At 56.5% G+C, this 13,623-nt stretch carries 12 protein-coding genes and 2 pseudogenes; 3 read left to right on the top strand and 11 right to left on the bottom strand.

What is annotated here, in order from left to right; all coding sequences use genetic code 11:
• Positions 1 to 5: 5 nt before the first annotated feature.
• Positions 6 to 1,511: a hypothetical protein gene (locus AC0QDI_RS23145; protein ID WP_474672261.1), complete on the top strand. Its 1,506-nt coding sequence runs from the start codon at positions 6 to 8 to the stop codon at positions 1,509 to 1,511.
• Positions 1,512 to 1,631: 120 nt separating this feature from the next.
• Here the strand turns inward: AC0QDI_RS23145 and AC0QDI_RS23140 are convergent, their stop codons facing one another.
• From AC0QDI_RS23140 to AC0QDI_RS23100, 9 genes and pseudogenes are all read right to left on the bottom strand, one after another.
• On the bottom strand, positions 1,632 to 2,027 hold the full coding sequence (locus AC0QDI_RS23140; protein ID WP_474672260.1) for a DUF7567 family protein: 396 nt from the start codon (positions 2,025 to 2,027) through the stop codon (positions 1,632 to 1,634).
• A 73-nt stretch (positions 2,028 to 2,100) separates the two neighbouring features.
• On the bottom strand, positions 2,101 to 2,466 hold the full coding sequence (locus AC0QDI_RS23135) for a DUF7568 family protein (protein WP_474672258.1): 366 nt from the start codon (positions 2,464 to 2,466) through the stop codon (positions 2,101 to 2,103).
• A gap of 3 nt (positions 2,467 to 2,469) precedes the next feature.
• Positions 2,470 to 2,961: a DUF7995 family protein gene (locus tag AC0QDI_RS23130; RefSeq protein WP_474672425.1), complete on the bottom strand. Its 492-nt coding sequence runs from the start codon at positions 2,959 to 2,961 to the stop codon at positions 2,470 to 2,472.
• Positions 2,962 to 3,743: 782 nt separating this feature from the next.
• Positions 3,744 to 5,006: an RNA-guided endonuclease InsQ/TnpB family protein gene (locus AC0QDI_RS23125; protein ID WP_474672256.1), complete on the bottom strand. Its 1,263-nt coding sequence runs from the start codon at positions 5,004 to 5,006 to the stop codon at positions 3,744 to 3,746.
• Positions 5,003 to 5,200 (bottom strand): hypothetical protein, encoded by a 198-nt coding sequence (locus AC0QDI_RS23120; protein WP_474672254.1) that lies wholly within the window; start codon positions 5,198 to 5,200, stop codon positions 5,003 to 5,005. Before AC0QDI_RS23120 ends, AC0QDI_RS23125 begins: the two co-directional genes overlap by 4 nt.
• Positions 5,201 to 5,279: 79 nt before the next feature.
• Positions 5,280 to 5,399: pseudogene (locus AC0QDI_RS23115) on the bottom strand (DUF7995 family protein); the annotation flags it as partial.
• Positions 5,400 to 5,502: 103 nt separating this feature from the next.
• Positions 5,503 to 5,919, bottom strand: coding sequence for a DUF8025 family protein (locus AC0QDI_RS23110; RefSeq protein ID WP_474672252.1), 417 nt, complete (start codon positions 5,917 to 5,919; stop codon positions 5,503 to 5,505).
• 74 nt (positions 5,920 to 5,993) lie between these two features.
• Positions 5,994 to 6,656, bottom strand: a complete 663-nt coding sequence (locus tag AC0QDI_RS23105) for a DUF6735 family protein (protein ID WP_474672250.1) — start codon at positions 6,654 to 6,656, stop codon at positions 5,994 to 5,996.
• 67 nt (positions 6,657 to 6,723) lie between these two features.
• Positions 6,724 to 6,903 (bottom strand): annotated as a pseudogene (locus AC0QDI_RS23100) (hypothetical protein); the annotation flags it as partial.
• Between the two features lie 366 nt (positions 6,904 to 7,269).
• On the opposite strand from AC0QDI_RS23100, the gene AC0QDI_RS23095 reads away from it, so the two are divergent.
• Positions 7,270 to 11,451 (top strand): ATP-binding protein, encoded by a 4,182-nt coding sequence (locus tag AC0QDI_RS23095; RefSeq protein ID WP_474672248.1) that lies wholly within the window; start codon positions 7,270 to 7,272, stop codon positions 11,449 to 11,451.
• 160 nt (positions 11,452 to 11,611) lie between these two features.
• Here the strand turns inward: AC0QDI_RS23095 and AC0QDI_RS23090 are convergent, their stop codons facing one another.
• Both AC0QDI_RS23090 and AC0QDI_RS23085 read right to left on the bottom strand, forming a co-directional pair.
• Complete coding sequence (locus tag AC0QDI_RS23090) at positions 11,612 to 11,800, bottom strand: DUF8012 family protein (protein WP_049908471.1); 189 nt, start codon at positions 11,798 to 11,800, stop codon at positions 11,612 to 11,614.
• Positions 11,801 to 11,938: 138 nt separating this feature from the next.
• The gene (locus AC0QDI_RS23085; protein WP_474672246.1) at positions 11,939 to 12,820 is read right to left on the bottom strand and encodes a biosurfactant protein 1; all 882 of its coding nucleotides are present in this window, start codon (positions 12,818 to 12,820) and stop codon (positions 11,939 to 11,941) included.
• 136 nt (positions 12,821 to 12,956) lie between these two features.
• On the opposite strand from AC0QDI_RS23085, the gene AC0QDI_RS23080 reads away from it, so the two are divergent.
• Entirely contained in the window at positions 12,957 to 13,508 is a 552-nt protein-coding gene (locus tag AC0QDI_RS23080; RefSeq protein ID WP_474672244.1) for a DUF7342 family protein, read from the top strand.
• Positions 13,509 to 13,623 lie beyond the last annotated feature (115 nt).

The raw sequence follows: 13,623 nt of genomic DNA, 5'->3' as shown, positions 1-13,623 counted from the left end.
ATCATATGACCGATGTTGATATCGATGAAGTAAAGCCACACATTCGTGAGGCCGTACAGGAATTTATTGAAAGCGTAGCCGAGGATGTCGTATCAGAGGGGTATCGTATCCCTGAGATGGAAATATTGTTGAGCAATGAATCGACGCCTGATGTACACCAGATCTCTGTTCCCAGAGAACTGATTACATTGTATTCGAACCGCCAAGACGAATTCTTCAGGGACGTCGCGGAATGGCTAATTGATTCTGGAAATGCATTTCCGAAGGATGATTCTATTGACGATGAGGAGATCCCCACCACGGTCCTCGGAGATCCTGCTGATCTACCCTCGGAACGGGAGTCACGAGTTCTTCACCATGAGAATGTTGTTTTCAACTTTGCCGGAGATGTGTTGAACTACGTTGGTGATGTCGAATTTGATGAAAAGGCATTCAATGTAGCATTCGAGAACGAATTTCGTCCCAACTACGAAACTGGTCTACGCAGTTACGAGATCATCATTCCGCTAATTAACTTTACTGGGCCGAGGGGATTTGATTCAGATGAAAATATCCCACTGAACTCTGATATCGAGATTCACCACCGAGGAACATATCACCGGGTAGATTCAGTATCTCTCTCTACGCTAAACGAGGACACTGCAAATGCACTGAGAACATTTGAATATAACTACCGTCATCGGAATCCCTCCGATTTGATTCATTCTGGTCAATGGGTTATCCACGCAGAAGTAAGTTCATCAACCGATAATACTGCCATCCCACATGAGATGATGGACGCACCAGGGGAACAACTGGGAAAACGGATTGTTACGGTTCTCCGACTTTTCGGGCCAAAAAAAGGGTCTGTCGGATTCGATCGAGCGTTTGAGGTTTCGTCCGGGTGGCAAACGTATCGCCTTGGTATTCCCGAGGTTCTTGGTCTTGATGAGGGTGGACGAGAACCATCACTTTCGCGGGAAAGTTACTCTCTAACAGAAGACGATCAAGAGGACTTTCAAAATTTCTGGTCCCAGCTATGTAGTGACATCCGGCTGGACCCCGAGTACGAACTCTCAACCTCCCTTCGGCGTTTCAATGAAATGTACGTGAAGCCATACCCAGGTGATAGATTGCTTGACTGTATGATTGCCTGTGAGGGGCTACTTCTTCGAGGGCCGCACCCGGGAACCAAGAGATCTCGAATGAGCCTGAGAGCAAGTCTCTTACTCGATGAGTTTGCAGGAATTGATAGACAAGAGACGAGAGAGCGCATTAAAACGGCGTATGAACATCGTGGCAAGCTGGTTCATGAGGACGAATACCTTACTGATATCTTGAACCCAGGTGTTGACCGAGACTCTCAGTCGTTTGTACATCCCGAAGAATATCTCACCCAACTCCGGGAACTTCTCGCTAATGTTATCTTAGCTTATCTAAGAGCCACATCCAATGACTACTCTGTATCCGAGTTGAATCAAGAGTTGGATAACGCACTACGAGATGCTTCATTCACCCTAGGCGAATTATAAGGAACCGGTCGATTCTCAGCCGATTAAATTTCCAGTCTAGTTCAGTGGAGGATGCTTTCCATATTTTCTACCTATAGTATAACTCAAGGAATTATATTTGCGACAACTGCTAACGGTGCTCTACGCCAGGTGCGACACCTCTGATGGTTCCTCGACGTCGTCGAACTCGCCGCGCTCCACCGGTTCCCAGTCCTCACCCGGCTCTGGACTCCACCAGTCGACCTTGTAGGCGCCTGGTGCGCCGAGGATCTTCACGCGGGCCGACCCATCAGGCAGATCGCGACGCAGTTTCTCGTCGACGTGGAGGTTCCAGGTCGTGGTTGTATCGAAGCAGGCGAGCACGGCCTCCTCGTAGCCGCGTGTCTCTCGGGATTCCTGGAGTTCGATCTGGGTGTTGCAGTTCTTGCAGAACACCCCCTCGAAGGGGATGTGAGTAAAGACCTCCTGCCCGCAGACGGGACACCAGAGGAACTCGAACAGTGCCTCACTGTGTCGGTCAAGTACTTCGAGACTCATTGGTTGACTAACCCGGTCGTCCCGGGCCACCACCTCGTGCCCGGCCGAAAAACAGCGCCCACCGCTCATTCACTCACCGCTCGGCGCCGTAGACGATGCGTGAGGGGGCTTCGTATCCACAGTCGGGGCAGTCGTACCACCGCTGGACTTTCGCCCGGTCTGCTGCCTTCTCGCCGACGCGAACGTCGTTGTTCGGACACTCCGGACAGCTGAGGTCCGGTGCGGGCCGCTCCCGGAGCTTGTCACGGAATGACGTCGCGTCCTTCGTCTCGTATCCCCGCGACCAGACCGGGTAGCCGTCGACGAGAATTGCCCCACGCCACTTGTACCGGTAGGAGTCCGGCGCTCGATGCAGGACGGCTCGCGCACCGGTCTCGGTGTTCCGATACGCAAGCGTCGGCGAGCGGCTCTCGCGTCGCCAGTTGGTGATGCGAGGCATTGGTTAGAAGTGGACATCAGCGGGCACGATCCAGAGCTCTTCACTCTCCTCGAGGAGTCGATCCAGCTGTCCACGGTGGCGAATGCCGGTCGCGTGCTCGGTGTACAGGAAGACCGTCGGGCCGTCGTACGCACCGACCTTGTGGAAGGCGTGCCGGGCGAGGTCCTCGTCGCGCATGATCTCCTCGTCGGAGAGCTCGTCGATGGCCTCCTTCACCCGGTCAAGATTCCGCTCGAATTCCTCCTTCGTCGCCTCCCAGCCACGCTCGAGGAGATCCTGGCCGTCATCAGAGTCGACGGGGGCTGCAGTCGGCAACTCTCCCCATCGCGCCTTCCCCGCAACGGACGTGTCCTCCTTGTCGAAGGTCACAAAATAGTCGAATACTGCGCAGGAATGTGGCTCAGCGCCAACCAATCGATTGAACACCGTTTTCCCTGTAGCCAATGCTTCGTTTTCTGTCGATGCCTCTACGAGCGCGTAAATGACCATATGCATCTGAACCACTCCAACGCCCGTCGGTACAGTCACGGACGCGCGCCATTCTCTCGCTGGCGCGAATAGACAGCTTCAGAGAGGATGATGATTCAGGGCACCTCAGGCAAGAGGTGTCACATTCTGTATCGCTGGGGTGGATTCGTTCAGTAGAGGTGAACTGGGTATCGAAGGCGAGCGGGAGCGGTAGTGGAACGGAATTCCGTCCGCGTTCCATCTCACTCAGTCGGTGGGTTGTTGGCTCTCTGAGTTGCGGAACGCCCGAAGAACCGTTATGGAACCACCAGCAACCGCTCCGATAAGTAAGAGTCCCCCAAGTACTGCAAATAGCGAGACTGTCCAGACGTTGCACCCGTCAAACCAGACGATGGTTACGTCGGTGTATCTGATTCCACGAAAAGCAGGAGCCGAAATGGTGTTGCACGCCATCACCGTGCGACCACCCAACCCCGGCGTCGTAATGAACCCCAAGAGGACGAAAAGAAGCCCAGCACTTGCGGAGAGTACGGTAGCACGCCTAAGTTCCATACAAAAACACAATAGTAAAAATGCAAATGACTTTTTGCCATCACGTAGCGGCTACGAGACAGAGATAACTGCGCAAGTACACTGAGTAGCTAGTTCAGTATCTGACACTCGAAAATAAATCTCCACAACCCCCCAGACCAATAGAGCCGATCTTCCTGAATTGGGTCACTTCTCCCCTCCTCGTCAAACGTAACGTATTGACGTCCACCTCGAAACGAGGATCCCCCACGCTGGAAGCAGAGTTCCACGGGAGTGACTTACGGGTTTGTGCGCTGTTCGTTGGGATTTATCCCGAACTCAGGGGCGTCTGTGGTCGAACGCCACTCGTGATTGTCCCACTGGAACCGCACGGGCCGCGCCATCGGCCTGACTTGCTGCTCGGTGTTCTGCCGGAGGAAGTTCCCTGCGGCGGTGAGATCTGCGTGTCCCTGGAACCCGCAAGGACAGGTCAGCGTCTCCCGGTGCCGAACCGTCTCAGTTTGTTGCCCACACTCTGGACACGTCTGGCTCGTCCATGCCTCACTCTTCTCCACTACCTCAATCCTATACTCCTCACAGACGGACCGCAGCTGATCGACGAACTGCTTGAACGCCCAAAAGTTCTCCAGCTTCTCGTTGATTTCAGGGGATGGTTGGATTTCGATGACACCGGTGAGATCGCCGATGTACACCGTTGCGATCCCCTCGTCGTGCAATCGTTCAACGAGGTCACGGATGTGGGCTTTCTGGGTATGGGTCCGCCGGCGGGAGCGTTTGCGGTAGAGCCGGCGGATTCGCTGGCTCGTGTCCTGCTCTGGCGGCAGCTTGGACGACAGGCGCGCGATCTCTTCGGTCGTCGATCGGAACTGCTCGAACAGCTCCTCACCGTCGTAGAGGTACTGTTCCCCTGTCGTGGTCGTACAGGCAACGAGATTGTTGGCACCTAAATCGAGGGCGGCTTCTTCCGAAGCCAGTGGTGAATCCAGTTCCGAGTCGTCGACTGAGACTGGTTGATATACTCGATAGGTGTCTTCAATCTCGTCGTATTGAATTTCCAGTCGCCCCTGTTCGCCGGACCACTTCGGATCGCCACGCACCTCCAGCCGGAGCCGTTCGTAGTACCCCAGTCCATACTTCTCTTTGAGATCCTGGCCGACTGGAATTTCGACCCGGGAGTAGTCGCCCCACTCGATCTCGTACGAATCGTTCCGAACGAACAGCCGGAGATCTCGCCCGTCCTCTTGATTCCCCCAGTAGCCCGGTGGGGACGCTTCTTCACCACTTTCCAACAGCGCGAAAAACGACTTCCAGGCGGCGTTGTTCTTTCGTGTCACTGTCTGGACGCCGGCAGCGCCGAGTTGGCCTTTGTACTGTCCGCGAAACTCATTGGCCTCCCAGATGTTCTCGTCATCGAAAAACCGCTGGCGGCGGGCATAGGTCAGCTCGTTCCAGAAGCTCGCCGTCGCGTCCATGACGTCTTGTAGGAGGACCTCATCCGACTTGGAGAGGGGACGCACCTCGAAAGTATTGGTCCGTTTCATCGCTTGCTGACTTCCTGCTGGTCGGGTTGCTCCCACCGGCGCGGGATGTAGCCGATCTGTTCGATCTCGGCGGCCTGTTCTCGGAGAAGCCCGACGAGGACTTGCTCTGGAACGCCTGCCTGTGCTTGTTCGACCAACAGACTCTGAAGTCCATCACGGGCGTCCTCGACGGCTTTGAGATCGTTATCGCCCATCGATGCGCTCCCGGGTATCCCCGGTTTCGTATTTGAATGTTGGCGACGCCGTCCGGCTCTGAGAGTTACGGTGAATTCGATCGAAGACGGCGCCGGCGTGTGGGTCCGCGCCGACCAGGCGGTCGAACACCGACTTTCCGGTGGCCAGCGCGTCGTCGTGCGTCGATGCCTCTACCAGTGCGTAAATCACCATATGCATCTCAAACACCTCGAAACGCCGACGCACCGGGTGTCGTTGCTCGCTCCAGCTGCGCCGGCACCCTTCGCCGGCGCTCGAAAAACCTCCTCGTGACGGCGGATTCTCATGATTCGTCCGCTCGTTCGACAGTGATGGTCAGGTCGCCCGACGCGTAGTCAGCCTCGAAGTCGACGGCGAACGCGTCCGCCTCGTAAGCGGCGTGGTAAGCACGGTGGCGTTCGAGCGAGCCAGTCGCCTTGAAGTGGAAGAATGCGGCCGCCGTGTAGGGCTTGCTCTGTGTTTCGACCTGTGACTCGACGGATGCGGGGAGCGCGATCTGGGGCGTCTCCGTGTCGATACTCGCAGCGAACCCCTTCGCTTCCTCGACGGTTGCTTGCGAATATGCCGGTGTCTCGCCGGTGAGCACGTTCACCGGGGTTTCCGTCTCGTCGGTGAACAGGACGTCTTCGAAGGTGTGTGTTCCGAGGATCGCCTCGGGGTCCAACTCGCAGTCGTGAAACGGATCGTCGTCTGAGGTCATCGAATCACGAGCCTACGGCGGGGCTCACCCATTCCGACCCCTGAAAAACAGCAGCTGCCACGAAGCAGATCGAACTAGGAGTGGTTGAGGCTCGCCTTCTCGAAGGGTGATTCCCTGGTCGGAATGAGCAGCTCCTGTCGGTCTCCGACTCGCTCGGCCAGCTTCCGTTTCAGGTACTGTCTCGCCGTCGACGGCGTGAAGACGCCCTTGCCGATCATGTCGCCGACGACGTCTTTGAGGGCCGTGAACTGTCCCTGCAGGTGGCCATCGCCGACCGGCTCGCCGTCGTACCAGCGCACCGTCGCGAGCGCGCCGTTCCCGACGGTCTCTCCCTGTTCGACCGTCTCCGAGTCGTACTGGAGCCCGAACCACAGCGTCCGATAGGCAGTCACCTCGAACGTCGTCGACACCACGAAGAACGCCTCGTGGTGGAGGTAGTCGAGGTGGTCAGCGACGATCTCGTCGAGGGTGAGCCCGGTGGCGCGGGGCTTCGGCTCGACGACCGACGACGGTCGGTCCTCGTCAGCGAGGTAGCCGTCGACGGCTTCTGCCTCGAGGCCATCGGCAAGCTCTGCGAGGAGCTGTTTCGCCCACTTTGAGTCGGTGTCGTCGCCACCGAACGGCGACTCAGCCGAGATTCGGTGCTTGAGCTTCAGGTTCGCTGCGCCCCAATGGCTGTAGTGGAGCGTGTACTGTCCGTCTGTGCGTTCGTACGCAACGAGTGCGCGGTGTCCCATCGAGCAATCACCTCACGGGGCGACCGCGACTGGATCGCCCCGCACCCCTCCCGGGGGACGAACAACGCTACTCGTCGATCGGGTCGGGGGAACTGAGGTCCGCGTGGAGGACTTCGCCGTCGTGAACAACGTACCGCTTGGCCAGGACTGGGAAGCGGCACTTAGTGAACCCCGCTGTCTGGATATCGAGTTCCTCGTCGGCTTCGAGGTGGTCGGCGAGTTCTCTCAGGAATTCGTGGGTCACGATGACGACCTGAAATAGAATGGTTATAGGAACTCGTTGGCTAGGACCGAGAGAACGCGCAGGACCCCATCATTGTTTTTCGATGACATTTTCTGAACATTTATGCACGAAACCATTTGCAAACGGGGCAATGACATCATACACGGCAACGGCATCGATGGTGAGCAAGAACTTGCCATCCACCTCTTTATCGCCTTCTACACACTATGCTACACATCACTGGCAGAGGACACCTGGCTAACCGATTCCGCGGGAAGTAGGACATAACCGTAAAAAGCAGAATTCAGGTTTGAGGTTAGAAACGGCTAGCCTCCCCTTCCTATTTGTATCAGCTGTGCTAATCGGGAAGTATCTGGTGAGGTAAAGTATATGAGATCGTTCATTATGAGAGCGGGGAGGAAATTCAAGAACCTCATCGGGCGTGATCAGGAGGAGGAAGAAGAGACCTATCCGTCTCCGATGGCAGAAAGTTATGTTCCTCGAGAAGACGTTCAGGTACAGATAGCTCAGCGGTTAGACGGAGATGATACGCTATTCCATGTTGCGGGGGAGCCAGGTGTTGGGAAGACTTTTCTTCTTGATTGGGTTGAGGACGAGTTCGGTGACGAGTACTCCATCGAACGAGTCGAATTGGGCTCTCACCACAGTGTCCCAACAGTGACACAGAAAATCTACCGAACAATCCTAAGTGATATCCCGGAATCAGTGAAGAAAGGCGACCGAGAAGTCACTGGTGCCTCTGGAAGTGCAGGCCCTGTCGGAGGCGGTCTCTCATGGACACGAAACCCTCCCGATTGGGCTGAAGATAGGTTCGAGTATATCGAAGCACTTGATCAGATGGCTGACCATGTTCCAGACGGTCACACGCGTCTCATCTGTCTTGACGACGTACACAACGTCGACGATGATGAGGAGAAAATCAAGGATTCCCTCGTCGAGATAGCCGAAGTTCTCGGACCGGAGGTCACCTTGCTTTCAGCAGGGCGACTGCAGTTTGCAGGCCAAGTCCCGGTGACCCGTCTTTCCACGTTCAGTGAGACACAGTCTGTTAAACTTCTGACGAACGAAGTACCGGAGATGGAGCCAGCCACAGCACGGGAATTGCATGACCGGCTGGGTGGCCATCCGTACTATTTGGGACTCTTAGCAGATATCGAGGATCCTGCTTCCGCCATCGAAGTTCCTGAAGGGGAGATCCGTGATTATATCGAGGTGGAGTATCTGGATGCGTTAACCCGGGACGAAGAGCGGTTCCTCCAAGCGACATCCCCGCTCACCGAACTGAATGAATATGTCTGTAGCTCTGTGTTGGCGGACGAGAACCGGTTTGATCAGGTCGGTGTCCGCCGGTTGTTACGTGGCCTCAACAGGCGGGTGATTGTCCAAGATAGGGGGGATGGTCCCGACGGGACGACACGGTACGCTATCCACGATAAATTCCGGGAATTCTTGCTTCGTCAAGAATCGGATTCTGGCGAAATCCATGCGGCAGCATTCAATTTTCACGCAGATCAGATTCAAAGCCAGCTAGCTTCTGATGGAATTGATTTCGAACAGGGAACCCATTCCACCACGCTCTGTACCCATCATCTGTCAGCCCTAATCGAGCTGCAGGATCAACAGCAGACAGTAGCTGCTTTTCTGAAAACAGCGTTAGGTGAGGATGGGTTGCCGTTCTATACGGCGACTGTTCTGCTTGATGAGCTCAAAGTATGGCCGACAGATGATGTGCCGGACACTGTCGTGGCGACGGTGCTGTCTGTCTTGGAGGGGCGGGAGCCGCTTGCAGGGTACTTTTTCGATGAGGAGGTTGATCGATCGTGGGCTGAACAACTCTACGATCAAGGGGTATTCGCTGACCCGGATGTTCCTCATATGCAGTACCTGAACAGTATAGTTGACGTTCACCCGGACTTTGTGGTCAAGGTCATTACTAATCTCGACACCGATGATTCGAATACACGACGTTGGTTGATCAGTATCGCAGGCGATCTGCCAGCGGATGCAGCAGCCGAGACAGCTGATGTTATTAAGTCATGGGTCTCGGAATCAGAGTCATTCCAACAACTGGATTTCTATGCTATACAGCTCATCCAGCACTTGATTGAACACGACGAGACAGACGCCGCACTTACTATATTGAGAGGTGTGCTTCAGGCACCACAGCGTAGTGCTGACGTTAACTGGCAACAGGATCGGCAGTCCGAACAGTACCAACTCCATGAATTGTTCCAAGAAACACGTGAGACCTTTGTCGAGGCGTGTGGTCGTGACTTCATTGATGCATTAGAAGAGGCGTTACGACAGACGTTAGACACTGAAACTGATCCTGAAGGCGATTCAATTTATGAATCGGTGGCTAGCCGAACCCCAATCTCGGAACTTGATTATGGTGAGGAAAATACCGGTGAGCGGAAGCATATTCTGTTCACGTATTTGAGCCGCGCAGCCAAGCAGTGGGTTAGTGCTGATCCAACTGGGAATGACCGGGAAGCTCTCATCATCTCCTATCTGGGTGACACCATTCCTGCGTTCCGTCGGATCGGCTTGTTCCTCCTTAGCCAGCATCCAGATGTCTACCGAGAAATCATCGCAGACGAACTGGGCGCGGAATCGAACTACGACGATGACAGCATCCAGTATGATTTCTACAGGTTAGTGGAGATTGGGTATCCATACCTGGATACAGACGAGCAGGACCATGTCTATGAGGTTCTCCGCAACGGTCCCGGAGAGAGGCGATGGATTGAGGACCGGGCTGCCCAGGTAGCGCCTGACCGTGAGCAATCGAAAGAAGAGATTGTACAGGAACGTGTTGAGCGTTGGCGGCTCAAACGCCTGTACCTTCTCGATGGAGAGGCCTCAGACGATCAGCAGGAGTACATCGACGAATTGGTTGACAAGTATGGCGTTCCCGAACAGACTGCGTCCGAACCATACACGCCGTCAGTTCAAGGAGGTGTTGTGAACGAGCGAGGGCCGGAGGAACTTGACACGCTTCGTGATCAAGATGCTGAAACGGTCCTACAGAAGTGTGTGGGTTGGTACCAACCTGAGGATGGGAGCCGGTTCTTCGAAGATGGTGAACGGGAAGATATCAGCCATTGGGGGTTCGCAAAGCAGCTCCAACAACTGGTCGAAGAACAACCGGCAGCGTATGCAGAGTCGATCCAGATCCTCGAGGAGGGGAAACCCCAGTACGCGGATGTCGTCCTCGATTCGTTTGTCGATGTACTCCAGGATGATGGACAGTTCCCTTGGCCACCGATCTTGGCATTCTGTGAGACTGTCGTTGATGAACCTGGTCGGTGGAGTTCTCGGTGCCGCACCTCGATCGCTCGGCTGATCGGTCAGGGAATCCAAGCAGACCATACTGACTTCCCCCTCCAGTATATCGAACGCGTTGAAGATCTGTTGATTGCATTAATATCTCCCGTTGAATTGGATCCTGATCAGGAGCAACCGCATAGCTGGATCGGTGGCGTCGGTACGACTGAACCGGAGGTCCGACAGCTCGGGATCAGGGCAATCGTCAGCTATCTCATCTGGCAGGATCAAAACGGCCGTTTAGAGAAGGACCAGTTAGACGCTCCGCTGCGCCAGGTGATTGAAGCTAAAATCAGTGAAGATACTGCTACCCCGGTACGGACCGAATTGGGCCGCCATTTCAGAACGTTCTGGGTAACAGACGAGGAACTAATACGGACACATTTGGACAACCTCTTTCCAACACCCGGAACGGACGAGACGAAGGAGCTGTTCGCGGCGACATGGAACGGATATAGTCGGGGCAACCAGTTTCTTCTTTCAGCGTATCCCCATCTCAGACCGTACTACCAGTATGCGTTGGACCTGCTAGCGGAAGACGAGTCCGATGAAGGATGGATCACTGTCGAGTCAACAGCATCCCATGTCGCTATGGCATACATCTTTGAGGATGAGCCCCTTGAGGATGAGGACAGTCTGATAACCCGGTTCTACGAGATGATGAGTCCTGAAACCGCTGCGAACATTTCGCAAGCGTTGGCAAACGGTCTTGATAACGAGGACAGTGACTTCCACCAGCACTGGGATGCGATCCGGGAGCTCTGGGAGTGGCGGCTTGACCAAGTTGAAACCCAGATTGATGGTATTGAGGACGGTGCTGAGTACCACCGTGAGTTCAGATATTTCCTTCGGTGTCTCAAACAGACCAATGCGAGCAACCTGGAAGACGAACAGAGGCTTGTCGAACGCACTGCGCCCTTCCTCATCCATCAGGCCCCGCATGTACGGCTCCTTGAGGAATGGTTAGCTGAACAGTCAGATACCTACCCGGCTGCAGCGATATCTGTTTACTACGCTATCGTTGAGGCGGTCCCTGACGACGAATGGTATAATGTCGCCCGTTCAAGTAAGGACGAGATGCGTGAGACGCTGTATACCAACGCGGTCCGGGCAGGGGAAGAACCAGGATCTCACGCATACAGGGTCGCAAACCGGTTCGCAGCAGCTGGATACGAGATAGATAAGGAGTTTCTTGACAGCTACCTTGGTGACGACGACCCTTGATACCGCTATCTCGCACTCTTCTTCCTCAACCTTGGCCAGCACGAATCCAATACGGCCAAGGATGGCCACGTCTGGACTTCGCCGGGTCGCCCCCGCACCCCTGTCGGGGGCGATAAACCGACGCAAGAGGAGCCTCCCGAGGTGTGGCCGGCGACGCCAGTTAGGAGTCTGCATGGGCGTCCGCCCCGGCACCGTCGCCCGGCCGCGTGAGAAGGCTCACCTCTTCCAAGAGGTCTCTCGCGGTCTCGACTCGCTCTCGATCCGCGTCGTCCAATCGGTCGACGTCGAGTCGGTTGAGATTGCTGAGTATACGATGCATCCGGTAGCCCTGTTTGAACTCTTGCTCCATCGGAAGCGCCTCACCGCTCGCCGGCGCGGAAAGACCCACCATCGAGACTGGTGTCGGGCTTGCAGGAGATCCCAGCCTTAACCAACGAACCCCGACGGTACTCGCAGGCTGTTGGTTAATCGATGCCCAGCACTGGCCTTACTCGAGATTGGGGCCGTAGCGAGCCGAGCCACACACCCGGCACTCCCAGATCGGTTGCCCCGTCCACGCCTCATCCGGGGCCGACTCGTGGGTCTTGAACCGACGGTCGGTCGCCCGTCCACAGTTTTGACAGTCGAGTTCCTGAGTCGTCGGTACCGACGACGCCTGGCGATTAGCCGCAGCTTCGCCAGTAGATTCGGTCAGCGCCATCGCTGGAATCAGCCACACCACATCGTCGGCGTCGTTGAGGACCGCGTCGAGACGCGACGCGTCGCGGATGCCGTCCCCACGCTGGTCGTAGAGCCGCGTCGGGGCCTGCTCCTGACGCTCCGACGCTTCTTGGCCGTGCCACCCAGTCCGGTCACGGGCGGCACTGAGAAGCCGCTCTCCCTCCGCTGACGACACCTGTGCCGCGTCGGGGAGTGAGGGCCATTGCTCGGCCAGCTGGCGCGCTGGCGCCTCGTCGAGATCGTAGATGAGCGTGTAGTCGTCGACGGCCGGCTCCGCCTCGTTGGCAGAGAGGAGGTTCGCCGCGGCGCCGCCCTTCGCGACGGCGCCGTAGAACGTGGTCGACTCGACGACCAGGTGGACGATGCCGAGGAATGTCGTCGACGCTGACTCGTCCGTGCTGGTGGCGTCACTACCGAGATGGTTGGTGAGACAGAACCGGCATTTCGTCTGCCCGTCTGGAACTGACGCCCCACAGGACCGGCACTCGCCGTCGGCGGCCGTCGGTGCATCGGGGTAGCCCCCCGTGCTCGTCGCGACGCGTTGCCGCCGGGGGTCACCATCACGCCCGTCGTTAAGCTTCTCGTCCGGAATGTGGGATGCCTCGCCGGTCGGCCGCAGTTCCTCGAAATCAGAATATCGGTTGTGCATCGGTTGGCTCGTAGATTCTGTCGGTATCGCATTTCAACATCCGGATGCCTATACTCGCAACAGACTCTCGATTATACGAGAGAGTACGAACATATATGGGAGCGGGGCACGAACACTGTTGCAAGAGGTGCCAAGCATGTCTGAATCCCCGCGAGATGGGGTCCAGTCGTGGACTGAGTCGATGAGTGCCCGCGACCGTATTCGGGCGGTCGCCGAGACGCTTCGCGAACCGCGGTCGGTCAACTGGATCAGCGAGCAGGCCGACGCCGCCTGGAGTACAACCAACGAAGAACTCCAGGCGCTCGTGGAGCAGGGTCAGCTGCGCCGCGTCGAGGCCGGCGAGACCACGCGCTACCAGCCGGACTACACGCGCCAGCTCTTCGAGGAGATCCGCACGCTCATCGAGGAGAACACGCGCGAGGAACTGCGGAGCGAATTGGCCGCGATCACCGAGGAGATCGAGGAGTGGCAGGCGGCCTACGACATCGAGACATGGGAGGAGCTCGAACAGTCGCTCGCCGACGACGACCTCTCAAGTTCCGAGCTCCGCGACCGCCGCGACGTCATCGCGTTCTGGCGCGAGAACGAGGAGGATCGCCGCCTCATCAAGCACGCCTTGGAACTCTACTCCGATGTCGAAGCCGCTCGCGAACAGATGACCGACATGGCTGACCGCGCCACGAGCTAATCCTCCTCTCTCACAGAATGATCTTTCTTGCCGGTCGCGACCGCTATACACAGCGGACCCTCCTCCGCGACGTTCACGACCGACTGACGAGGCAGGCTGGGTGTGAGGACGTGCG

It is taken from the genome of Natrinema sp. LJW11 (genome assembly GCF_056135975.1).
The sequence above is the reverse complement of the archived record's forward strand: the minus strand, read 5'-3'. Positions and strand labels throughout refer to the sequence as shown.